This window comes from Ferrovum sp. (genome assembly GCF_027317285.1).
Taxonomy (GTDB): Bacteria; Pseudomonadota; Gammaproteobacteria; order Burkholderiales; family Ferrovaceae; genus Ferrovum.
Map to the genome: position 1 here is coordinate 151,573 of NZ_DAHVHV010000001.1, position 21,310 is coordinate 172,882.

At 59.2% G+C, this 21,310-nt stretch carries 24 protein-coding genes, 1 tRNA gene and 1 pseudogene; 19 read left to right on the forward strand and 7 right to left on the reverse strand.

Annotation, left to right across the window (positions count from 1 at the left end; all coding sequences use genetic code 11):
* Together M6F29_RS00705 and mutY are read right to left on the reverse strand one after the other, a co-directional pair.
* Positions 1-2,772 (reverse strand): EAL domain-containing protein, encoded by a 2,772-nt coding sequence (locus M6F29_RS00705; protein ID WP_298156576.1) that lies wholly within the window; start codon positions 2,770-2,772, stop codon positions 1-3.
* Between the two features lie 27 nt (positions 2,773-2,799).
* The gene (gene mutY / locus M6F29_RS00710) at positions 2,800-3,861 is read right to left on the reverse strand and encodes an A/G-specific adenine glycosylase (RefSeq protein WP_298156579.1); all 1,062 of its coding nucleotides are present in this window, start codon (positions 3,859-3,861) and stop codon (positions 2,800-2,802) included.
* Positions 3,862-3,895: 34 nt separating this feature from the next.
* On the opposite strand from mutY, the gene M6F29_RS00715 reads away from it, so the two are divergent.
* Positions 3,896-3,969 (forward strand) — tRNA-Gly (locus M6F29_RS00715).
* Between the two features lies 1 nt (position 3,970).
* Here M6F29_RS00715 and M6F29_RS00720 read toward each other — a convergent pair.
* From M6F29_RS00720 to M6F29_RS00740, 5 genes are read right to left on the reverse strand one after another with little or no spacing between them, the layout of a single operon-like run.
* Positions 3,971-4,351 (reverse strand): Rid family detoxifying hydrolase, encoded by a 381-nt coding sequence (locus tag M6F29_RS00720; protein WP_297455245.1) that lies wholly within the window; start codon positions 4,349-4,351, stop codon positions 3,971-3,973.
* Between the two features lie 16 nt (positions 4,352-4,367).
* Complete coding sequence (locus M6F29_RS00725; RefSeq protein WP_298156581.1) at positions 4,368-6,500, reverse strand: RelA/SpoT family protein; 2,133 nt, start codon at positions 6,498-6,500, stop codon at positions 4,368-4,370.
* A 10-nt stretch (positions 6,501-6,510) separates the two neighbouring features.
* Complete coding sequence (gene rpoZ, locus M6F29_RS00730; RefSeq protein ID WP_297455240.1) at positions 6,511-6,711, reverse strand: DNA-directed RNA polymerase subunit omega; 201 nt, start codon at positions 6,709-6,711, stop codon at positions 6,511-6,513.
* Positions 6,712-6,736: 25 nt separating this feature from the next.
* Entirely contained in the window at positions 6,737-7,360 is a 624-nt protein-coding gene (gene gmk, locus M6F29_RS00735; RefSeq protein ID WP_298156585.1) for a guanylate kinase, read from the reverse strand.
* Positions 7,360-8,229, reverse strand: a complete 870-nt coding sequence (locus M6F29_RS00740; protein ID WP_298156588.1) for a YicC/YloC family endoribonuclease — start codon at positions 8,227-8,229, stop codon at positions 7,360-7,362. The genes gmk and M6F29_RS00740 overlap by 1 nt, the downstream gene beginning before the upstream one ends.
* Before the next feature lie 124 nt (positions 8,230-8,353).
* On the opposite strand from M6F29_RS00740, the gene rph reads away from it, so the two are divergent.
* The 18 genes and pseudogenes from rph (at position 8,354) to hisD (ending at position 21,310) form a co-directional block, all read left to right on the forward strand.
* Positions 8,354-9,085, forward strand: a complete 732-nt coding sequence (gene rph / locus M6F29_RS00745) for a ribonuclease PH (protein WP_298156591.1) — start codon at positions 8,354-8,356, stop codon at positions 9,083-9,085.
* Complete coding sequence (gene rdgB / locus M6F29_RS00750; protein ID WP_298156593.1) at positions 9,082-9,675, forward strand: RdgB/HAM1 family non-canonical purine NTP pyrophosphatase; 594 nt, start codon at positions 9,082-9,084, stop codon at positions 9,673-9,675. Before rph ends, rdgB begins: the two co-directional genes overlap by 4 nt.
* Positions 9,672-10,811, forward strand: coding sequence for a radical SAM family heme chaperone HemW (hemW, locus tag M6F29_RS00755; RefSeq protein WP_298156595.1), 1,140 nt, complete (start codon positions 9,672-9,674; stop codon positions 10,809-10,811). Before rdgB ends, hemW begins: the two co-directional genes overlap by 4 nt.
* Positions 10,808-11,353, forward strand: coding sequence for a methylated-DNA--[protein]-cysteine S-methyltransferase (locus tag M6F29_RS00760; protein WP_297455213.1), 546 nt, complete (start codon positions 10,808-10,810; stop codon positions 11,351-11,353). Before hemW ends, M6F29_RS00760 begins: the two co-directional genes overlap by 4 nt.
* A 16-nt stretch (positions 11,354-11,369) precedes the next feature.
* A complete protein-coding gene (gene thiS, locus M6F29_RS00765) occupies positions 11,370-11,573 on the forward strand; it encodes a sulfur carrier protein ThiS (protein WP_297455210.1) in 204 nt (67 codons plus the stop codon).
* Between the two features lie 54 nt (positions 11,574-11,627).
* On the forward strand, positions 11,628-12,425 hold the full coding sequence (locus tag M6F29_RS00770) for a thiazole synthase (RefSeq protein WP_297455207.1): 798 nt from the start codon (positions 11,628-11,630) through the stop codon (positions 12,423-12,425).
* Between the two features lie 44 nt (positions 12,426-12,469).
* Positions 12,470-13,108, forward strand: coding sequence for a tRNA (guanosine(46)-N7)-methyltransferase TrmB (gene trmB / locus M6F29_RS00775; RefSeq protein WP_366525910.1), 639 nt, complete (start codon positions 12,470-12,472; stop codon positions 13,106-13,108).
* A gap of 119 nt (positions 13,109-13,227) precedes the next feature.
* Positions 13,228-14,034: an ABC transporter ATP-binding protein gene (locus M6F29_RS00780; RefSeq protein ID WP_297455202.1), complete on the forward strand. Its 807-nt coding sequence runs from the start codon at positions 13,228-13,230 to the stop codon at positions 14,032-14,034.
* Entirely contained in the window at positions 14,031-14,828 is a 798-nt protein-coding gene (gene mlaE / locus M6F29_RS00785) for a lipid asymmetry maintenance ABC transporter permease subunit MlaE (RefSeq protein ID WP_297455199.1), read from the forward strand. Before M6F29_RS00780 ends, mlaE begins: the two co-directional genes overlap by 4 nt.
* Positions 14,828-15,310, forward strand: a complete 483-nt coding sequence (gene mlaD, locus M6F29_RS00790) for an outer membrane lipid asymmetry maintenance protein MlaD (RefSeq protein ID WP_297455197.1) — start codon at positions 14,828-14,830, stop codon at positions 15,308-15,310. Before mlaE ends, mlaD begins: the two co-directional genes overlap by 1 nt.
* A 9-nt stretch (positions 15,311-15,319) precedes the next feature.
* Positions 15,320-15,955 carry an MlaC/ttg2D family ABC transporter substrate-binding protein gene (locus tag M6F29_RS00795; RefSeq protein ID WP_298156605.1) on the forward strand — a complete coding sequence of 212 codons (636 nt, stop codon included), beginning with the start codon at positions 15,320-15,322 and terminating at the stop codon, positions 15,953-15,955.
* Positions 15,952-16,242 (forward strand): STAS domain-containing protein, encoded by a 291-nt coding sequence (locus M6F29_RS00800; RefSeq protein ID WP_363320311.1) that lies wholly within the window; start codon positions 15,952-15,954, stop codon positions 16,240-16,242. Before M6F29_RS00795 ends, M6F29_RS00800 begins: the two co-directional genes overlap by 4 nt.
* A 26-nt stretch (positions 16,243-16,268) precedes the next feature.
* Positions 16,269-16,931 (forward strand): annotated as a pseudogene (locus M6F29_RS00805) (ABC transporter ATP-binding protein); the annotation flags it as partial.
* A 64-nt stretch (positions 16,932-16,995) separates the two neighbouring features.
* The gene (locus tag M6F29_RS00810; RefSeq protein WP_298156608.1) at positions 16,996-17,754 is read left to right on the forward strand and encodes an ABC transporter permease; all 759 of its coding nucleotides are present in this window, start codon (positions 16,996-16,998) and stop codon (positions 17,752-17,754) included.
* Between the two features lie 31 nt (positions 17,755-17,785).
* Positions 17,786-18,031, forward strand: a complete 246-nt coding sequence (locus M6F29_RS00815) for a BolA family protein (protein WP_297504827.1) — start codon at positions 17,786-17,788, stop codon at positions 18,029-18,031.
* A gap of 11 nt (positions 18,032-18,042) precedes the next feature.
* The gene (gene murA, locus M6F29_RS00820) at positions 18,043-19,308 is read left to right on the forward strand and encodes a UDP-N-acetylglucosamine 1-carboxyvinyltransferase (RefSeq protein WP_298156611.1); all 1,266 of its coding nucleotides are present in this window, start codon (positions 18,043-18,045) and stop codon (positions 19,306-19,308) included.
* 11 nt (positions 19,309-19,319) lie between these two features.
* Positions 19,320-20,009 carry an ATP phosphoribosyltransferase gene (gene hisG / locus M6F29_RS00825; protein ID WP_297455177.1) on the forward strand — a complete coding sequence of 230 codons (690 nt, stop codon included), beginning with the start codon at positions 19,320-19,322 and terminating at the stop codon, positions 20,007-20,009.
* Positions 20,006-21,310: a histidinol dehydrogenase gene (hisD, locus tag M6F29_RS00830; RefSeq protein WP_298156615.1), complete on the forward strand. Its 1,305-nt coding sequence runs from the start codon at positions 20,006-20,008 to the stop codon at positions 21,308-21,310. Before hisG ends, hisD begins: the two co-directional genes overlap by 4 nt.

Here is a 21,310-nt window from a genome sequence, read left to right on the forward strand (position 1 = left end):
TCAGGAGTCTTTCAGGGGGGAATTCAGGTAGTCCAGGAACTGGGTTTCCTGAAGCGGTGGAGAGAAGAAGTACCCCTGGCCGATCCGGCATCCATACCGGGACAGGGTGGTGGCCTGGTTTTGAGTTTCAACCCCCTCCGCGACCACTTCCATTCCCAGATCGTGCGTCAGACCGATGATGGCTCGAACCAGTGTGTCATCCGTGAGGTTGTCGATGAAATCCCGAACGAAGGAACGATCGATTTTCAATGAGGAAAAAGGCAGTTTCTGGAGAAGCGACAAACTCGAATAGCCCGTGCCAAAGTCGTCCAGGGAGATCGATATGCCGAGTTTGACGACTTCGCGGGCGGTTTCCCAGGTTTTTTCCTGCATCAGGGCGGTTTCCGTGATTTCCATGGTCAGTCGCTGGGGCAGGACGGAGAAACGGGCCAGATTTTCTTTGATCTGATCGATCAATGAGAGAGGTTCCAGCAATTGACGGGGCGAGGCATTGAAACTGATTTCGAGCGGCGGGATGTCCATGAGATCCCACCGGTGGAGGAGTCGGCAGACTTCCTGGATGACCCAGTTCCCGATCCCGATGATGAGATCGGAGCGCTCGGCGTGCGGGATGAACATGTCGGGGGCCAGGAGTCCGCGCACCGGGTGATTCCAGCGGATCAATGCTTCAGCACCGCAGATGGCGCCTGTATCGAGGCTGATTTTTGGCTGGAAGTATAATTCGAATTCATGGCGCTTCAGGGCTTCGCGCAATTCCGTATCCAGTTGCCAGTGTTCCATGCCTTCCCGTTCCAACGCATCGGAAAACAGGGCAAAATGGTTTTTTCCCAGAGATTTGGCGTGATACATGGCCATGTCCGCACGTCGTAGCAGCACATCGTATTCCCGGCCATGCTCAGGAAACGTGCTGATGCCAATGCTGCAGGAGGTGTGGAGACGCTGTCCTTCCACCAGAAATTCCTGGGCAATGGCGTGGCAAAGTTTGTCTGCCACTGCGATGGCTGAATTTTCCTGGCCATGGCTCAAAAGGATCACAAATTCATCTCCGCCCAGACGGGCCACCGTATCATAGTCCCTGACCGTCTGGGTGAGACGCAGGGCCACCTCCTTGAGCAGGCTGTCTCCTACGGAATGACCCCGTGCATCATTGATGGTTTTGAAATTGTCCAGATCGATCAGCAGAATGCAAAACGAATTTTCCTGTTCCGACGACGTCCCACGGTTCAGGGCACTTTCAATCGCACATTGAAACAGGAAACGGTTCCCCAGACCAGTGAGCTGGTCGCGCGAGCCTTGAATTTCCAGCCGGGTCTGAAGCTGGACGCGGTCGTCGACATCCCAGAATACGAAAACCAACTGACTGGGAATATGCCGTTCAGGGTCGTGCAGATAGGCCACCGTCTGGTGGTACCAACGTCGTTGCTGCCCGGTCAGGTCCAGCAGTTGAACATCGGATCCCCGCGCCTCCAGAACCATGTGCTCCAACCCCTTCAAAAAGGCATTATGGCCACTTGGGGTATTGGCATGAAGCACGTCGGCATAGAACTCGGTGAAGTGATGTCCGACGATTTGTGCGGGGGTCTGAGCGCCCAGGATGTGGGCCATCCGCTGGTTGGTCTCAAGGATCCTGGTGCTGTGGGGTTCACAGAAGGCGATTCCGATCCCGGTTTGTTCAAAGACCAGTTGAAAACGAAAGGATTGGGTCTGGATTTGTCGCGTCAGCTCCTGGTACATCGTCATGTCGTGCAGGAGAGTGACGACCCCATCCAGTTGATTGTTTTCCGTCAGGATGGGGGCGGCCCGGCTTTCTACCGGAACAAGTTTCCCCGCTGGGGTATGCAACAGGTGTACGGCACCGGAGGAGGCGCGCTGACGGTTTTGAATGACCTGTAACAGCAGGTCGGGGACGGGGGCGAGATGCTCATCGGTCAGTTGGACCTGCTGCTGGAAAAAATTCTTCTTGAGTTTTTCCTGGGAATTTTCCAGCAGCGCCTCTGCCGCCTGGTTGACAAAACGGATGCGGCATTCGGGATCGGTCACGATGATGGCATCATTGATGGAATCCATGATGACGGCGGCTCGTCGTCCCTTGAGTTCGGTGCTTTGCGCCAACTGGATGAGGCGCATGAAGGCCAGGATGATCAGGATTTCAAGCGCGACGAAGTACTTTCCCCAGAGATGCCACCAACGATTTTCGCCGTTCCCCAGGCGATCCAGTTCATCTACCTGGCGGCTGGCATATTCGGCAATTTGTCCCGCCAACTTCCGCAGCGAATCGTCCATGGGGCGATCCAGACCGCGCACCTGTTGGTCCACCAGGCGGAAAGAAAGGGGATCATGGGCATCGAGATGGATCAGGGAGGCTTGGTAGGAGAGGGAAAGGGTGCGGTGAAAAATGGAAATTTGCAGGAATTCGGCCAGTTCGGGCATCTGTTCTTCCCGTGCCAGGATCTGGGCCGCATCCAGTAATTCTTGCGTGGTTTCCTGGGCCTGGAGGAAGGCCGTCAGGTGTTTCTGGCGCAACGTCGGATCATATTGGCGCAGGAGGACGTTCTTCCACTCGTGGATTTCACGCTGAAAACTGACCTGACCTTCCTCAGTGAGTTCTTCGAGGGCAAGTATGCGCGAAACGCGGGTTTTGATTTCTTCGCGATTCTGTGACCGACTTTCACTCCGCCAATTGATCAGCATCACGAAAGACAGAATCCAGGCGATGAGGATCAGACCAACCAGGACGCGAACGTCCCGCGCGCGTTGAAAGGCTTCCTTCATAGGGTTGGGAGGAAAGATCTCATGGGATCATTCTACACAGTGCCCCGTTTGTTTTGTGGACAGGGTATGGAGCAGTTGGCGAATCGGTGTCGGGAGAGGATGGGTCATCAGGTCCGAAAGGGATTTCCAGTGCCCGGGCGTGTCGGAGGGTGAAGGTACGGCACCGCTGACCTTGAAGGCGCACGGGGTCAGGTGCCAGTCGAAATGGGTGAGACGGTGGATGAAGGGAGGAAGGTCGAGTTCTGGATAGGGCACGAGGTCGAGTGTCAGGGAGTGGCCTGCCGGTCGTGAGTCACTGACTTCCATGGGGAAGCTCCATAACCCACCCCATACGCCAGGGATGGGGCGTTTTTCCATCAACCACCGTCCGTCAGGTGTGCACAGCAACAGGAGACGGTGATGGCGCTCGGATCGGACGGTTTTTCGGCGCGCGGTGGGATAACGTTGAGTTTCTCCGCGCAGGTATGCCTGGCATTGGGTCTGGAGAGGGCATGCCGCACAGCGGGGGCGTGTGCGCGTGCAGAGCAGGCTCCCCATATCCATCAAACCCTGGGTATAGGTCTCCAGATCCTGATCCGGCAACAGGGACTCGGCCAGTGCCCATAAACCGGCGTCTTCCGGGGTGTCCAACGCAAAGAAACGTCCCAGGACACGTTTGACGTTCCCGTCCAGAATGGCCGCTCGCTGTCCGTAGGCAAATACGGCAATGGCGGCGGCGGTGGAACGCCCAACGCCCGGGAGTTTTTGCAGTTCTTCGGGGGATCGGGGGAAAAATCCCTGTTGGACGATTTTCTGGGCTGCACGGTGCAGATGGCGACCACGGGCATAGTATCCCAGACCGGACCAGTGGCCCAGCACGGTTTCGAGGTCCGCGCGGGCCAGATCGATCACCTCCGGAAAGGCGGTCATGAAGCGTTGGTAGAAGGGAATGACCGTACCGACCTGGGTTTGCTGCAACATGATTTCCGAAACCCAGATCCGGTAGGGTTCCCGGGTGCCTTGCCAGGGAAGTTCGTGGCGACCGTGTTGACCTTGCCAGGCCACCAGCGTCTGCGCGAAGAAAGTCGAGGGGAGAGCGGGACAATTCACGGTAAATCGGTTAGAATCTGGGCTCAAGTTCGGTGCGGGTGTAGCTCAATGGCAGAGCAGAAGCTTCCCATGCTTAAGACGAGGGTTCGATTCCCTTCACCCGCTCCAGTCACGCCAGGACCATGATTCCGTCCATCTCCACCAAAGCCCCACGCGGTAGCGAGGCTACGCCCACGGCGGCGCGGGCGGGGTAAGGGGCGCTCAGGTGTCGGGCCATGGCTTCGTTGACCTTGGAAAAATTCGCCAGGTCCGTGAGGTATACCGTGACTCGAACCAGATCATTCAAACTCCCCCCGGCGGCCTGGGTGACTGCCTGCAGGTTGGTCAGGACCCGTTCGATCTGGGCGTCGATGCCTTCTTCCAGGGTCATGGTGGTGGGGTCGAGCCCGATCTGCCCCGACAGGTAGACGGTGGACCCTGCCTGGACGGCCTGGGAATAGGTGCCGATGGCGGCGGGTGCGGCTGGGGTGGATAAAATGGTTTTAGACATGGAACTCCGAGGGGTTTTATACGCGGGTTAGACGGACGACATCGGGATTTTCCCGAAGATTTTGCATCAAAGTGGCCAGGTGTGCACGATCCTGAACCTGGACCGTAAAGTTGATCTCGCTATAGGTGCCATCGGCCTTGGCAATGGTGACGCTGTCGATGTTCGAATGCGCCTCGGCAATGGCCGAGGCAACCGTGGCCAGAACCCCGCGACGGTTGAGGACCAGTAACTTGATCGCCACTTCGAACAGTTGACCGCTGTTGTTTTCCCAGGCTACATCCACCCATTTGTCCGGGTCGATACGAGACTGGCGGATATTCTGACAATCCTGCGTGTGAATCAGCAATCCCTGGCCCTTTTTGATCAGTCCGATAATCGGGTCTCCCGGAATGGGACGACAACAGGGGGCAAATTGCACGGCCATGCCCTCACTTCCGCGAATGGTGATGGACGTGCGCGTTTCAGGCGTGGTGGGGACGGTATCCCCGTTCCTGGGGAGCAGGGATCGGGCGACCACGATATTCAGGCGCTTCCCCAGACCAATTTCGGCCAACACTTCTTCCCGGGTCTTGCAACGATCTCCTTTCAGCAGCTGTTCCCACTGATCTGCCGTGAGCGTGGCCGGGTCTGCGTTGAGGGCGCGCAGGGCCTGATGAAGCAGTCGCTCTCCCAGAACTTCGGCCTCTTCGTGGCGCAGAGTACGCAGATAATGGCGGATTTTGGCACGTGCCTTGGCAGTGACCACATAATTGAGCCAGGCCGGGTTGGGGCTGGCCTCGGCCTCTGTAATGATTTCCACTCGATCCCCATTGTTCAGGATGGTACGGAGGGGGGCCAGTTGATCGTTGATCTTGGCAGCGACGCAGTGGTGGCCGATATCCGTGTGGACATCGTAGGCGAAATCCACGGCTGTTGCCCCCCGGATCAGGGATTTGATGGTTCCCTTGGGTGTGAAGACGTAAACGGCATCGGGAAACAAATCGACTTTGATGTGTTCCAGAAATTCTACGGCATCTCCGCTTTCCGATTGATATTCGAGCAACGACTGGAGCCATTGGTGGGTTTTTTTCTGGACATCGCTCAAGGGGGTATTGGAAGACTTGTAGAGCCAGTGGGAAGCCACGCCGGACTCGGCGATCTTGTGCATGTCCTGGGTGCGGATCTGGATTTCCACGGGCGTCCCGAAGGGACCGAACAGAGTGGTGTGCAGGGATTGATAGCCATTGGATTTCGGAATGGCGATGTAATCCTTGAATTTCCCGGGAATTGGCTTGTAAAGTGTGTGCAATGCGCCCAGGGCGAGGTAGCAACTGGGCAGGTCCGGCACGATGACCCGGAAACCATAGATGTCCTGTACTTGCGAAAAGGATAGGGATTTTTCCTGCATTTTCTGATAGATGCTGGACAGATGTTTTTCCCGGCCCTTGATGGACACATCCAGGCCGAAGGAGGCCAGACGTTGTTCCAGCGCACTCAGGATCTTGCCCACCACTTCGCGCCGGTTGCCCCTTGCCGCCTTGAGCGCCTTGCTCAATACGGTATAGCGATTGGGGTAGAGGTAGCGGAAGCCCAGATCTTCCAGTTCCTGATACAGTTTGTGGAGGCCCAGACGATTGGCGATGGGGCCGTAGATGTCGAGGGTCTCCCGTGCAATGCGCCGTTGCTTGTCGGATTTCATGGCCCCCAGCGTGCGCATGTTGTGCAGTCGGTCTGCCAGTTTGATGAGGATGACCCGCACATCCCGAGCCATCGCCAGCAGCATCTTGCGAAAGTTTTCAGCCTGGGCCTGCTGCTCGGTCTGGAATTCCAGGCGATCGAGCTTGCTGACCCCCTCCACCAGTTCGCTCACCGAAGGGCCAAACTGTTCCATGATCTCCTGGGTGGTCGTGCCCGTATCCTCGACCGTGTCGTGGAGCAGTGCGGCGCACAGGGCCTGGGGGTCGAGGTGCCATTCTGCCAGGATGACGGCCACGGAGAGGGGGTGGATGAGGTACGGTTCACCGCTTTTGCGGAATTGCCCCTCATGGGCGCGGGCCGCCAGGTGGAATGCTTGCTCCAGCAGTTCGAGGTCAGACGGGCGCAGATAGGTGGTGGCTACCCGAAGCAGAGGTTCGGAAGTCAGAATCTCGGAGGGGGTAGACGCGGTCACCAGAGTCGAATCAGACTTTATCGATGACTTCCGGCCCGGTTTTGCCTGCCGCGAGTTCGCGCAGCGCGATGACGATGGGTTTGTTGCGTTGCGGGTCGACCCGGGGGGGGGAGCCGGAGGCAATTTGACGGGCGCGTTGAGTGGCCGCCAGGGTCAACTCGAAGCGATTTTGATTGGGGTGCAGAGAATCATCCAGCGTGATGCGTGCCATGATCAGGGTTCCAGGAGAGTGAAATCTAACGCGTTAAAAGAGAGGCGTAACGGGGATACTGACAGGCGCGCCGACAACGCGCGGCGCGCAGGACGGCCGCCAGATCCCTGAGGGCCTCATCAAAATCAGCGTTGATGATAGCATACTCAAACTCGTTCTCGTGGCTCAGGTCGTCCTGCGCCAGAGACAGGCGCTTTTCTATGGTTTCAGGATCATCCTTGCCCCGCCCCTGCAGTCGGTGGCGCAATGTTTCGAGGGACGGCGGGAGAATGAAAATCCCCAGAGACTCCGGGTAGAACTGACGAACCTGGCGGGCACCTTGCCAGTCGATTTCCAGGATGACGTCAAAACCCCGATTCTGGAGATCTTCAAGGGATCGACGCGCCGTACCGTAAAAATTTCCGTAGACTTCCGCCCATTCCAGAAACTGGTTTTCCGTGCGCAAGGTCGAAAAGGTCGTGCGACTGACAAAATGGTAGTCTTGCCCATCGATTTCGCCCTGACGCGGGGCGCGGGTCGTGTGAGAGACGGACAGCCGGACGCGCGGGTCCTGTTTCAGAAGCGCGGCGATGAGGCTGGATTTGCCGGCGCCGGAGGGGGCAGTGACAATGAATAACTGACCGGGCGAGGAAGGGATGGGATCGGACATCATTCCAGATTTTGTACTTGCTCGCGCATTTGCTCGATGTGCAGTTTGAGATCGAGGGAGACGAGGGATAATTCCGAGTGGAGGGCCTTGGAACCCAGGGTGTTGGCTTCACGATGCAATTCCTGCATCAGGAAATCGAGTCGTTTACCGCTTTGTCCCCCGGCCTGGACGACCCGGATCACTTCCTCGAGGTGCATGTCGAGACGGGAAAGTTCCTCGGCTACGTCAATTTTGGCGGACCATTGGGCGACTTCCTGCAGCAGGCGATCCTCATCGACGCTCGCCAGGGATTCGCGCAGACGCTGAGTCAACTTTTCCTGATAGGCGCTGACCAGTGCGGGCATTCGTTCCCTGAGGGGCTGGATTCGCGCGCTCATGGCCTGGGCATGGTCCAGCAGGAATCTGCCCAATTTTTGTCCTTCCCGGCTGCGGGTGGCACTCAGGGAACGAAGTGTGGTGCTGGCCAGGGTTTCCAGCCACTCGTCTGCGGGTGCGCGCTCCAGGGAGCGGGGCAAGACCCCGGGCCAATTCAGGATATCCGCCACAGACAGGGGGCGGGCATCGGGGAACTCTTTCCGGATGAGGGCAGCCGCGATGCGCAACTGCTCCAGGGTGTGAATGTCCGGGGAAAGGGATTGACTTTTCGAGGGATGAGGCAGCCATTCGAGACGGCAGTCCACCTTGCCCCGTTTCAGGGATTGGGACAGAAGTTCGCGCAGGCGCGGTTCACAGGGGCGCAGAACATCGGGCAGGCGAAACTGCAACTCGAGGTAGCGATGATTGACGCTGCGCAGTTCCATCAGCAGGGTCCCTTCAGGGGTCTCCTGGGCGCCTGAGGCAAAGCCAGTCATGCTGTACAAGGTGTTCAAGGGGGCGTATCCTTCAAAACGGAACGATTCGATGACCGTGGGCTATCATACCCTAGTTGCATCCTGTGCTGTAGCCCCCTAGAATCGGGGTCCAACGATTTTACCGTGACAATGAGGACCCTCTATGCGCCCCAGCCAACGTCGAACCGATCAGTTGCGTTCTGTCGAGTTCCTGCGCGGATTCACCAAACATGCAGAAGGTTCGGTTCTGGTGGCCTTTGGGGATACCCGTGTGGTGTGCACGGTGTGCGTGGCGGAAGGCGTTCCTTCCTTTCTCAAGGGGCAAGGCAAGGGTTGGGTGACGGCCGAGTATGGCATGTTGCCCGGCGCCACCCACACCCGCTCCCGGCGTGAGGTCACCGCAGGCAAGCCCTCCGGGCGTTCCCAGGAAATTCAGCGTCTGATCGGGCGTTCCCTGCGTGCCGTGGTGGACATGGAAGTGCTCGGTGAACGAACGCTGCATGTGGACTGCGATGTCCTGCAGGCCGATGGCGGTACCCGTACGGCCAGCATTACCGGGGCCTACATCGCCCTCGAGGACGCCGTGAGCAGGTTGCTGGAGCGAGGGATACTGGATCAGTCGCCCATTCTTCAACCCGTGGCGGCCGTTTCGGTGGGGATCTGGCAGGGCGTCCCGGTCCTGGATCTCGACTACGAGGAAGACAGCACCTGTGATACGGACATGAACGTGGTGATGACCGCCGATGGATATTTCGTGGAATTGCAGGGTACCGCCGAGGGTGTCCCCTTCCGGCGCGGCGAGGTGGATGCGCTGCTGGACCTGGCATCCAGCGGATGTCAGGAATTGATCGGGTTGCAGTTGCAGGCTCTGGAAACCGGTTTGGTCGCAGGATGACAGAGGGGCGCGAAGTCGTTCTGGCATCCTCCAATCCGGGCAAGATCCGTGAATTTGAGGCGCTTCTTTCGCCTCTGGGCTGGAAGGTGCTTTCCCAGAACGATCTGGGGATTGAGGGCGCTGACGAACCCCACCGGACTTTCGTGGAAAATGCCCTGGCCAAGGCGCGGCATGTGGCCCAACAAAGCGGACGCCCGGCCCTGGCGGATGATTCGGGACTCTGTGTGCCTTCGCTACACGGCGCACCGGGCGTGGATTCGGCCCATTACGCCGGCCCCCGGCGACAGGATCAGGATAATAATCAGGCACTTCTGCGTGCCCTTTCCGGGCATGTCGAACGCCGTGCGTTCTATTATTGTGTTCTGGTCTGGGTGATGCACGCGGCGGATCCAACACCGTGCATCACCGAAGGGCGCTGGTTCGGCGAGATTCTGGACGAACCGCGGGGAACGGGCGGGTTTGGCTATGATCCCCTGTTTTGGGTTCCCGAGTGCGGAAAAACCGCGGCTCAAATGACGCTGACCGAAAAGAATGCCCAAAGTCACCGTGCGCGTGCCTGGCAATCCCTGTTGCCCTTTCTGCGGGCATGAAACCGACCCCTCCCCTGTCGCTGTATCTGCATGTGCCGTGGTGCGTCCGCAAGTGTCCCTACTGCGATTTCAATTCCCATGTCATGCCAGCCCGGTTGCCCGAAGAGCGTTACCTGGCGGCTTTGCGTCAGGATCTGGAAATGCAGTTGCCGCGCATTTGGGGGCGCCCCGTGGAAACGGTCTTCTTTGGCGGAGGGACACCCAGTGTCCTGTCGCCGGAAGGCGTGGGGCGCCTGCTCGAGGAGATCGGGGCGCTGGTGCCGCTGGCGGCGGGGGCCGAGATTACCCTGGAGGCCAATCCTGGTACGGTGGATGCAGGACGGTTTCGTGCCTTTCGCGCCGCAGGCGTCAATCGCCTGTCCGTGGGGATTCAAAGTTTTTCGGATGACCAGTTGAAATTGTTGGGCCGTGTGCACGGGTCGTTGGAGGCGCACCGGGCAGCCGAAGCGGCAGCGGCTCATTTTGAGCGGTTCAATCTGGATCTGATGGTGGGGTTGCCCGAGCAAACCCTCGAAGGGGTTGGTGCAGACGTGACCCAGGCGCTTCGGTATGCTCCTTCGCACTTGTCCTGCTATCAGCTGACACTGGAGCCTCATACCCCGTTTTACCATGATCCGCCTCCCCTGCCGGATGCCGATACGCTGGACCAGGGAGAGCGGGCCGCTCATGAGGCTCTGCGCGCTGCGGGGTACGAGGCCTATGAAACCTCGGCCTGGGCGCTGCGGGGGGATCAATGTCGGCATAACCTCAATTATTGGCGCTTTGGTGACTACCTGGGACTTGGCGCCGGAGCCCACGGCAAATTGAGCGGCCCCTGGGGCATCGAGCGGCAGCGCCGTGCCCGTCAACCCGAGGCCTACATGTGTGCGGTGGAAGGAGGGGCGCCAGTCGAGGAGGCGGTGAACGTGGCCGCACAGGATCTGCCGTTCGAATTCATGATGAATGCCCTGCGCCTGTGCCAAGGAGTTCCCAGGGAGATGTACGAGCGTCATACGGGTTTGTCCCTGCAAGGGATCCAGCCCCTTCTGAACCAACTGGAAGAGGAGGGCTGGCTGGAGACCGATCCTCATCGGCTGCGTCCGACCTTGCGCGGTCAGCGCTTTCTGAATGACCTGTTGCAGCGATTTTTGCCATGAACCTCCTGCACCAGACCCCGTGTTCCCTGGGGTGGCTCTCCTGGGTATTTGACGCCACCGGGTTGCGTTGGCTGACCTTGACGGGGACTCCTGAGGAGGGGCATCGTCAGGCCAGGGCGGGTTTTTCGGAAGCGGTTGGGCGTGCGGATAAGTCGGTGCCGGTGGCCTGGGAGGAAGCACTGCTTGCGGCGGTGGAACGCCCCGCCGAAAGGCGTCCGCTCATCCCCGTGCAGGCACAGGGGACGGCTTTCCAGCGGGCGGTGTGGGATGCCCTGAGCACCATCCCGGCAGGGCAATGGCGCACCTATGGCGATATCGCTGCCCAGATTGGCCGGCCGCGGGCGGTGCGTGCCGTGGGTTCCGCCTGCGGGGCCAATCCTCTGCCCTTCCTGATTCCCTGTCATCGGGTAGTGGCGAGCGGGGGACGCTGGGGCGGGTTTGGTCTGGGGCTCGAGGTGAAAGAAATTTTACTTTATCGGGAGGGGATGATTCCCCGGATTTCTGGCCGGATAAATGCCCATGATAGAATTCCCTTTTTATAGTTTGTGGGTCTTGGGCATGATTACCCTTTTCATCAATGGTTCTCCGCGGGCTTATGCCACGGGACCGACGGTGCGTCAGGTTCTGGAAGATCTGGGCGTGGCCGGACGTCGGGTGGCCGTCGAATGCAACGGAGACATCGTGCCGCGCAGCCACCATGACACGAGGACATTGGCCGAGGGCGATCGACTCGAGATCGTGGTGGCGGTGGGCGGGGGTTGACCACCTGTTCCCGGACCATTTCTTAATCTACTGATACTCACTGCAGGACCACCCATGACTTTTTCCGTTTCTCCTGATCCCTTTGTCCTGGCTGGACGTACCGTCCGTTCTCGTTTACTGGTGGGCACCGGCAAATATGCCGATCTGAACCAGACCCGGGACGCCGTGGAAGCCAGTGGTGCCGAGATTGTCACGGTAGCGATCCGGCGTACCAATATCGGGCAAAACCCGGGCGAACCCAATTTGCTGGACGTGATCTCGCCTGACCGTTACACCCTGCTCCCCAATACGGCAGGTTGCTATACGGCAGAGGAGGCCGTGCGTACCCTGCGCCTGGCCCGCGAGTTATTGGACGGACATGCCCTGGTCAAACTGGAAGTCCTGGGGGATGCCGATACGCTTTTTCCGAACATGGTGGAAACCCTCGAGGCTGCGGAAATTTTGATTCGGGAAGGGTTTGAGGTCATGGTCTACTGCAGCGATGACCCCATTCTGGCTCGCCGTCTGGAAGACCTGGGTTGCGTCGCCATCATGCCCCTGGCATCCCTGATCGGATCGGGGATGGGAATTCTCAATCCCTGGAATCTGGGGATCATTCTGGAACGCGCCCGGATTCCGGTGATCGTGGATGCGGGGGTGGGCACGGCTTCCGATGCTGCCATCGCCATGGAACTGGGGTGTGCCGGGGTCTTGATGAATACGGCCATTGCGCAGGCCCGCCATCCCGTGCAGATGGCACGGGCCATGGCCCTGGCCGTGGAGGCCGGGCGGCTGTCCTGGCGGGCGGGACGAATGCCCAAAAAACCTTATCGGGCCAGTGCCAGTTCCCCTTTGGGCGGGCTGATTCAGTGACTGGCTATCCGCCCATCCGCAGTTTCGTTCTTCGTCAGGGCCGCATGTCTCCGGCTCAGCAAAGGGCCCTGGAAGAAGGCTGGGTGCGCTGGGGGGTGGATTACGCCCCCCAGGACCTGCTCACGCCCGAGCGCCTGCAGACGCTTTTTGGGCGTGCGGCTCCCCTCGGGCTTGAAATTGGTTTTGGCATGGGCGAAGGAACCCTGGCCATGGCCTTGCAGCGCCCGGAATGGAATTTTCTGGCGATCGATGTCCATGGTCCTGGCGTGGGGGCTCTGCTCAAGAAACTGGCCGAAAATAACGTCGGCAATGTCCGGGTGATGCGCCACGATGCCGTGGAAGTGGTGCACCACATGATTCCCCGGGCTGCTCTGGATGGCATTCATATTTTTTTCCCCGATCCCTGGCCAAAATTTCGCCACCATAAACGGCGCCTGATCCAACCGCCCTTCGTGAAACTTCTGAGTGAGCGTCTGAAGAGCGGCGGCTACCTGCATCTGGCCACGGATTGGCAGGATTATGCCGAACAGATGCGGGTCGTATTACGCGCCGAACCCCAACTGGAAAACGGAGGGGAGGATTTTATCGAGCGTCCGGACTGGCGCCCTCTGACCCGTTTTGAAAGTCGTGGCGTTCGCCTCGGGCATGGCGTGTGGGACCTGTTGTTTTGGCGCCGGGCATGACCTGCGCAGGGGGCGAGGAAGCCTGCGCGACCCCGGGGGTTTGTGAGAAGGTCGGATTCTGGGGTAACATGGGAAGACTGTCCGTATCTCTCCCTTCCCTTTCTCCTCTGTGACCGAATATGATCCATCAGGTGGAAATCCGCGATCTGAATTTTGGCTATGGCGACCAACTGGTGCTCAAGGGGATCAATCTGACGGTGCCCAAAGGCAGTTTGGTGGCCATCATGGGGTTGAGTGGCTGTGGCAAGACCACCCTTCTGCGTTTGATGGGCGGACAGTTGCTGGCGCGCCAGGGATCGGTGCGTGTGGCCGGTCAGGAATTGAACCACATGAACGAAGCGCAACTCTACGCCATGCGTCGTCAGGTGGGCATGCTGTTCCAGTTTGGTGCGCTTTTTACGGATTTATCGGTATTCGACAATGTGGCTTTTCAAATGCGCGAACATACCCGCCTGCCGGAATCCATGATTCGTGACCTGACCCTGATGAAACTCAATGCGGTGGGACTGCGTGGGGTGCAATCCCTGATGCCTGCCGAACTTTCCGGGGGCATGGCGCGGCGCGTGGCCATGGCCCGGGCGACGGCCCTGGACCCGGCACTGATCCTGTATGACGAACCTTTTACCGGACTCGATCCCATTTCCCTGGGCGCGATCGGCCGTCTGATCCGCCAGTTGAATGATGCGCTGGGGGCAACCTCCGTTCTGGTGACACACGATGTACAGGAGTCGATGAAGATCGTGGACTACATTTATTTCGTTTCGGACGGTGTGATCGTGGCCCAGGGGACTCCTGAAGAAATTCACGCTTCTACCCTGCCCTTCGTGCACCAGTTTGTCTGGGGAGAGGCCGATGGCCCCCTGCCCTTTCACTACCCGGGTCCAACCCTGAAAATGGATTTTGGCGACGAGTGGGGCCAGGCATGAAAGGGACATGGGGGCATGGATTGCGCACGGTGGGCGACACCACCTTGCGCATCGTCGAACGAATCGGTGCCGTGGTTCTGTTCCTGGGGCAGATCCTGCGCCATTCAGGCACCAGTTTTCGACGTTTTGGTCTGGTCATTCGGGAAATCTATTTTGCCGGGGTGCAGTCTCTCATCATCATTCTGGTCTCCGGTCTGTTCGTGGGGATGGTCCTGGGTTTGCAGGGCTTCGAGACCTTGCAGAGTTATGGTTCCTCGGAGAGCGTCGGGGTACTGGTGGCGCTTTCCCTGATGCGCGAGTTGGGGCCGGTGGTTTCAGCCCTGCTTTTTGCCAGTCGGGCGGGTTCGGCCATCACTGCGGAAATTGGCCTGATGAAAGCCACGGAACAACTGTCGGCCATGGAAATGATGGCGGTGAACCCGTTGGCACGGGTCGTGTCCCCCCGTTTCTGGGGTGGGGTGTTTTCCTTGCCCGTGCTCGCTACCCTGTTCGTTGCCATGGGGATCATGGGCGGATTTCTGGTGACGGTGATCATGCTGAAGGTGGACAGCGGAGCATTCTGGTCGCAGATGCAGGCTGCGGTGGATTTTCACCATGACATCGTCAACGGCATGATCAAGAGTATCGTATTTGGCGTGGCGGTTTCGGCCATTGCCACCTTCGAGGGTTATGAAGCACCGCCCACGGCGGAAGGGGTTTCCGGAGCCACCACCCGTACGGTGGTGAGTTCTTCCCTGGCCATCCTGGCCCTCGATTTGTTGCTGACTGCATTCATGATGAAGGGGTGGAATTGATGAACCGTGCAACCTTGAATCTCTGGGTAGGGTTTTTTGTACTGCTGGGGTTTGTGGCTTTTCTGATGCTGGCTTTCAAAGTGGGGAATTTGAACCTGGACGGGTCGGGGGGGACCTATGAGGTGGTGGCCCACTTCGACAATATCGGGCAACTCAAGGAACGTGCCCCCGTGCGTAGCGCCGGAGTGCTGGTGGGGCGGGTTCATTCGGTGCGTTTCGATACCCTCCATTACAATGCCGAAGTACGCATGGCGATCGATACACAGTACCACTTCCCGGTGGACAGTTCTGCTTCGGTTCTGACTTCTGGGATCCTGGGCGAACAGTATGTGGGACTGGATGCCGGTGGGGATGACAAGATGCTGAAGAATGGCGACGAACTCAAGTTGACTCAGGGCGCCATGGTGCTCGAGCGCCTGATCGGCCAGTTTCTTTTCAACAAGGCCCAGGATGGTGGGGCTGACAAGACTTCAAACCGATAAGGGGGCACCATGAAGCGATGGACAGTATGGCAACGGGTCGGGATGACGTTGACTTTGGCAGGGTGGAACCTGGCGGTATGGGCAGCCATCACCCCCGAATCCGTGATTTCCAGCACCGCAGACGAGGTGGTGGCAACCCTGAAAAAGGACAAGGCCATCCAGAACGGGGATCGTGCCAAAGCCTATACCCTGATTCAGGACAAGGTCCTTCCGCACTTCGATTTTACGCGCATGACCCGTCTGGCGATGGGCAAAAACTGGCGTCAGGCCAGTCCCGAGCAGCAGCAGAAGTTGACCGAGGGGTTTCGTGACCTGCTGGTACGGACCTATGCCAGTTCACTGTCTCAATACAAGAACCAGGAATTGAAGGTCAAGGGGGCGGACATGGAGGATGGCGGAAATGAAGCCACGGTGCACTCTGTGGTGATTCCTTCGGGCGGGCCCTCCGTTCCCATCGACTACCGCATGGAAAAGTCGGGGGAGGACTGGAAGGTGTTCGATATCCAGGTGGATGGGGTGAGTCTGGTGACCAATTACCGTAACGAGTTCTCTGACATCGTGCGCAACCACGGGATCGATGGACTGATCCAGGCCATGGCCGACAAGAGCAGACAGGCGGAAAGCAGAACCGCCGGAAAAAAATGATCCAGCGTGAGGGTAACCATCTTTTTCCGGAGGGTCCTGTGGTCATGGACACGGTACCTGACCTGGTGCGATCCACTTCCTTTTCCTCGCTGGGGCCGGAAGTGACCATCGACTTTTCCCGCACGACGGCTCTGGATTCGGCCGCGGTGGCCTTGCTTCTGCATTGGCAACGGGAAGCGGCGCGGGAGAAGAAAAATCTGGTTTTTGTGAGAGTTCCCGACAATCTGCGCGTGCTGATCTCGCTTTACGGTCTTTCTCCATTACTGGAAGGCTTGGTCGAGGTCTGAAACCGATGTCATCCCTGGAACGATCTCTGCCCGCAGTGGAAATACGTGCGGTACGCAAGGCCTACGGTGCGCTGCAGGCCCTGAGAGGGGTGGATCTGACCATCGAGCAGGGGGAAATTTTTGCATTGCTGGGCCCCAACGGAGCGGGGAAAACCACCCTGATCAGCATACTGGCCGGGCTGGTCCGTGCCGATGCGGGAACGCTGAAGGTCATGGGTCATGAGGTGACGAAGGATTATCGTGCAGCCCGGCGAGCCCTGGGGGTGGTTCCCCAGGAATTGGTGTTCGATCCCTTTTTCAGCGTGCGTGAAACGCTGCGGATCCAGTCCGGTTATTTTGGCCTGCGTCACAATGATGACTGGATCGATGAAATCCTTGAAAACCTGCATCTGACTGATAAGGCCGAGGTCAACATGCGTGCGCTGTCGGGGGGGATGAAACGGCGTGTACTGATCGGTCAGGCTCTGGTTCACCGTCCGCCGGTCATCGTGCTGGATGAACCCACGGCCGGTGTGGATGTGGAACTGCGCCAGACCCTTTGGAAGTTTGTTCGGCAACTCAACAGTGCAGGCCACACCATCCTCCTGACCACCCATTATCTGGAGGAGGCCGAAGCCCTTTGTCGGCGTGTGGCGGTACTGAACAAGGGTCAACTGGTGGCCTGCGAACCCATCAGTGAGTTGTTGCAGGGGCGCCAGGCGGCCACGCTGGAAGAGGCTTTCGTGGGGTTGATTCGAGATGGGGAGGCTTAGGATGGGGGTGGGATTTGCGACGTTATTCGGCAAGGAGGTGCTGCGTTTCTGGAAAGTATCTTTTCAGACCCTGCTCGCCCCTCTGGTCGCCACTCTGCTCTATCTGGTCGTTTTCGCGCAAGTCCTGGGGCAGCGCATCAGCGTGTATCCAGGGGTGGGTTATGCGGCATTTCTGGTGCCCGGACTGGTCATGATGGCCATGCTGCAGAATGCCTTCGCCAATAGTTCCTCCAGTCTGGTCCAATCCAAGGTGACCGGAAATCTGGTCTTTGTGCTGCTGGCGCCTCTTTCGGCGTTCGAATTTTTTCTGGCTTACGTACTGGCCGCCATGTTGCGCGGACTGTTGGTGGGGGCGGTGGTGCTGGTGACGGCAGGTTTCTTCTTTCCGCTCCGGATCCATTCCCTGCCCTGGATTCTAGTGTTTTGTCTTCTGGCCACGGGTTTGTCCGGGGCATTGGGGGTATTGGCCGGCATCTGGGCAGAAAAATTTGACCAGATGGCGGCCTGGCAGAATTTTCTCATCCTGCCGTTGACGTTTCTGTCCGGTGCCTTCTATTCCCTTCATTCCCTGCCGCCCCTCTGGCACTTCGTTTCCCGCTTCAATCCGTTTTTTTATGCCATCGATGGGTTTCGCTATGGTTTCATCGGGGTGAGTGACGTCTCGCCCTGGGAATCCCTGCTCATTGTCGGAAGTACCTGTTTGGCCTTATCATGGGCGACTTTGGTTTTATTGCGCAGTGGTTGGCGGGTACGCCCCTGAGCCACGAGCGTGTCGAGAGGACGGAATGATCATGGTACTCCCTCAGGATATCAAGCAATACATTGAAAGTGGACTGGCCTGTCAGTACGTGGACGTCAGTGGGGATGGTCATCATTTCGAGGCCGTCGTCGTCAGTGCGCTTTTTGAAGGAAAAAGCCGTGTGGCTCAGCATCAACTGGTGTATCGAGCCTTGGGAGACCGCATGCGCGAGGAGATCCATGCGCTCTCCATGCGTACCCTGACCCCCGCCCAATGGGCGGAAGTGGGCGTTCGCTAGACAGGTACATCGTGGATAGATTGATCATTGCCGGGGGCCGACCGCTCACGGGTACCGTTGAGATTTCCGGCGCAAAGAATGCGGCTTTGCCCATTCTCTGTGCTTCCCTGCTGACCGCTCAACCGCTCCGGGTGTCCCGGGTTCCTGCCTTGCGCGATGTGGGTACGTTGCTGCGTTTACTCCGGGGCATGGGAGTGGAGGTCGAGGGAGAGCACGGGGAAGTGGTTCTGAGCGCCCCGGATGCCCTGGAACCCCTGGCTTCCTACGATCTGGTCAAGACCATGCGTGCCTCCATCCTGGTGCTGGGACCTCTGCTGGCCCGATTTGGGCATGCCCGTGTCTCTCTGCCGGGGGGGTGTGCCATCGGCGAACGCCCGGTGGATTTGCACTTGAAAGGATTGCAGGCCATGGGGGCCCATCTGTCGGTCGAGCATGGGTATATCGTGGGATCGGCAACCCGCCTGCAGGGCGCGCGGATATTCATGGACACGGTGACGGTGACGGGTACCGAGAATCTGATGATGGCCGCGACTCTGGCGGCGGGGACGACGATCCTGGAAAACGCTGCGCGCGAACCGGAAGTGGTGGATCTGGCCCAGTGCCTGATTGCCATGGGGGCCAGGATTCGAGGTCAGGGTACGGACGTCATTACCATCGAGGGGGTGGAACATCTTCGGGGAACTGCCCACCCGGTCATGCCGGACCGTATCGAAACCGGCACTTTTCTGGTGGCCGCCGCCGCCACCGGCGGGGACATTCTTTTGCGCGGGGTGCGCCCCGGCACCCTGGATGCGGTGCTGGACAAGTTGCGGGAAGCCAATGCCTGCATTCGCTGCACGGAAGAGACGATTCATTTGACCATGGCGGGGCCGAATCATGGTGTCAGTTTGCGTACGGCGCCCTACCCTGCCTTTCCCACGGACATGCAGGCCCAGTTCATGACCATGAATGCGGTGGCGCAAGGCACGACCGTGATCACGGAAACCATCTTCGAGAACCGTTTCATGCACGTTCAGGAGTTACGGCGCCTGGGTGCCAATATCGAGGTGGAGGGCAATGCGGCCATCATTCGGGGGGTCCCTCAACTGGAGGGAGCCACGGTCATGGCCACAGACCTGCGCGCTTCCGCCAGTCTGGTGATTGCGGGGCTGATTGCGCAGGGAGAAACCGTGGTGGATCGGATCTACCACCTGGATCGGGGTTACGAAACCCTGGAACAAAAACTGCGGGCGCTGGGGGCAGAAGTCCACAGAGAACGCAGCGGCACGATTGAATGAACGGTGAAACCATGAACCAATCCAGCACGGCACCCTTTACGGGGATCACTCTGGCTCTTTCAAAGGGGCGGATTTTTGGCGAAACCTTGCCTTTGCTGGCGCGTGCCGGCATCGTTCCGCTGGTGGACCCCGACAGTTCACGCCAACTCATCCTGCCCACCAGTCGGCCCGATGTGCGTCTGGTCATTGTGCGGGCCTCGGATGTGCCCACCTACGTTCAGCGGGGCGCGGCTGACCTGGGTGTGGCCGGGCGCGATGTTCTGCTCGAACAGGAGGGAGACGGACTGTATCAACCGGTGGATCTGCGTATTGCCCGGTGTCGTCTGATGGTGGCCGTGTCTCAGGGGTTCGACTATGAGGGTGCCATACGACGGGGCGCGCGCCTGCGGGTGGCGACCAAGTATGCCAAGTTGACCCGGGAACACTTTGCCGCCAAAGGCGTTCATGTGGATTTGATCAAATTGTATGGCTCCATGGAACTGGCCCCGCTCACGGGTCTGGCTGATGCCATCGTCGATCTGGTGAGCAGTGGCAATACCCTCCGTGCCAATGCGTTGGAGGCCGTCGAGAATATTGCGGAGATCAGTTCCCGGTTGGTGGTCAATGGCGCAGCCTGGAAGTTATACCGAGAGCGTCTGGCCCCGCTGGTGGAGGCCATTGCCCGAGGCGTAAAGGAAACTTTTGGAGAGGAAGGCCCATGAAGATGCGACGACTGGATTCCACGGCGCACGGATTTGATGCGGAACTGGCGCGTCTGACGGCCTTCGACAGTGCCCTGGACGAGCGTGTCGAGACGGTGGTGCGTTCCATTCTTCAGGATGTCAGGGCGCGGGGAGATGAAGCCTTGCTCGAGTACACCCGACGCTTTGACCACCTGGTCGTGGCACAGGCCGCTTCGCTGGAATTGCCCAGGGATACCCTGACGCGCGCGTTGGAGGAGTTGCCACGGTCCCAGCGACAGGCACTGGAACAGGCGGCGGAACGGATTCGCACGTTTCATGAGCATCAGCGCATGGAATCCTGGAGCGTACGTGAAGCGGACGGCACCGAACTGGGGCAGCGTGTCACCCCTTTGGATCGTGTGGGGCTTTACGTGCCCGGCGGCAAAGCAGTTTATCCTTCCTCAGTCCTGATGAATGCCATTCCGGCTGCCGTGGCGGGGGTCCAGGATATTCTCATGGTGGTGCCCACCCCGGAGGGGGTGCGCAATGAATTGGTGCTGGCAGCGGCGGCCCTGGCTGGCGTAGGGCGTGTCTTTACCGTGGGCGGGGCTCAGGCCATCGCGGCCCTAGCCTATGGGACGGCCACGATCCCTGCGGTGGATAAGATCGTCGGCCCCGGCAATGCCTACGTGGCCGCGGCCAAACGCCAGGTTTTTGGCGCAGTGGGGATCGACATGGTGGCGGGCCCCTCGGAAATCCTGATCATTGCGGACGGTTCCACGGATCCCCGCTGGGTGGCCATGGACCTGTTCTCGCAGGCGGAACATGACGAATTGGCCCAGGCGCTGTTATTGTGTCCGGATCCGGACTATCTGGCACTGGTGGAACAGGCCATTGCGGCGCTATTGCCGACCTTGCCGCGTCAGGCCGTGATCGAAAAATCCCTGGCGGATCGGGGGGCTCTGATCCGGGTTCGTGATCTGGCGGAGGCTTGTCACCTGTCCAACCGCATTGCGCCGGAACACCTGGAATTGTCCGTGGCCCGACCTGATGACTGTCTGCCTTTGTTACGCCACGCTGGCGCCATCTTTGCGGGGCGCTACAGTTCCGAATCTCTGGGCGATTATTGTGCCGGCCCCAACCATGTACTGCCCACCGGACGCACGGCGCGGTTTTCCTCTCCTCTGGGCGTCTACGATTTCCAGAAGCGCTCCAGCGTGTTGAAAGTTTCGCGGGAAGGTGCGCGCCACCTGGGTGAGATTGCCGAGGTGCTGGCCTTGCAGGAGGGATTGCATGCCCATGCACGTTCTGCAACCTGTCGTTTCAGGGATGAGGTCTAG

What these genes read in the sequence shown, in the direction of transcription:
- M6F29_RS00720 (WP_297455245.1), bottom strand. Translation starts at nt 4,351, where the DNA reads ATGTCTAAAACCATTTTATCCACCCCAGCCGCACCCGCCGCCATCGGC.
- hemW (WP_298156595.1), top strand. Translation starts at nt 9,672, where the DNA reads ATGAAACCGACCCCTCCCCTGTCGCTGTATCTGCATGTGCCGTGGTGC.
- M6F29_RS00770 (WP_297455207.1), top strand. Translation starts at nt 11,628, where the DNA reads ATGACTTTTTCCGTTTCTCCTGATCCCTTTGTCCTGGCTGGACGTACC.
- hisG (WP_297455177.1), top strand. Translation starts at nt 19,320, where the DNA reads ATGAACCAATCCAGCACGGCACCCTTTACGGGGATCACTCTGGCTCTT.
- rpoZ (WP_297455240.1), bottom strand. Translation starts at nt 6,711, where the DNA reads ATGGCACGCATCACGCTGGATGATTCTCTGCACCCCAATCAAAATCGC.
- rdgB (WP_298156593.1), top strand. Translation starts at nt 9,082, where the DNA reads ATGACAGAGGGGCGCGAAGTCGTTCTGGCATCCTCCAATCCGGGCAAG.
- mlaD (WP_297455197.1), top strand. Translation starts at nt 14,828, where the DNA reads ATGAACCGTGCAACCTTGAATCTCTGGGTAGGGTTTTTTGTACTGCTG.
- M6F29_RS00795 (WP_298156605.1), top strand. Translation starts at nt 15,320, where the DNA reads ATGAAGCGATGGACAGTATGGCAACGGGTCGGGATGACGTTGACTTTG.
- rph (WP_298156591.1), top strand. Translation starts at nt 8,354, where the DNA reads ATGCGCCCCAGCCAACGTCGAACCGATCAGTTGCGTTCTGTCGAGTTC.
- gmk (WP_298156585.1), bottom strand. Translation starts at nt 7,360, where the DNA reads ATGTCCGATCCCATCCCTTCCTCGCCCGGTCAGTTATTCATTGTCACT.
- trmB (WP_366525910.1), top strand. Translation starts at nt 12,470, where the DNA reads ATGTCTCCGGCTCAGCAAAGGGCCCTGGAAGAAGGCTGGGTGCGCTGG.
- mlaE (WP_297455199.1), top strand. Translation starts at nt 14,031, where the DNA reads ATGAAAGGGACATGGGGGCATGGATTGCGCACGGTGGGCGACACCACC.
- M6F29_RS00810 (WP_298156608.1), top strand. Translation starts at nt 16,996, where the DNA reads ATGGGGGTGGGATTTGCGACGTTATTCGGCAAGGAGGTGCTGCGTTTC.
- thiS (WP_297455210.1), top strand. Translation starts at nt 11,370, where the DNA reads ATGATTACCCTTTTCATCAATGGTTCTCCGCGGGCTTATGCCACGGGA.
- hisD (WP_298156615.1), top strand. Translation starts at nt 20,006, where the DNA reads ATGAAGATGCGACGACTGGATTCCACGGCGCACGGATTTGATGCGGAA.
- M6F29_RS00705 (WP_298156576.1), bottom strand. Translation starts at nt 2,772, where the DNA reads ATGAAGGAAGCCTTTCAACGCGCGCGGGACGTTCGCGTCCTGGTTGGT.
- M6F29_RS00815 (WP_297504827.1), top strand. Translation starts at nt 17,786, where the DNA reads ATGGTACTCCCTCAGGATATCAAGCAATACATTGAAAGTGGACTGGCC.
- M6F29_RS00780 (WP_297455202.1), top strand. Translation starts at nt 13,228, where the DNA reads ATGATCCATCAGGTGGAAATCCGCGATCTGAATTTTGGCTATGGCGAC.
- M6F29_RS00760 (WP_297455213.1), top strand. Translation starts at nt 10,808, where the DNA reads ATGAACCTCCTGCACCAGACCCCGTGTTCCCTGGGGTGGCTCTCCTGG.
- M6F29_RS00800 (WP_363320311.1), top strand. Translation starts at nt 15,952, where the DNA reads ATGATCCAGCGTGAGGGTAACCATCTTTTTCCGGAGGGTCCTGTGGTC.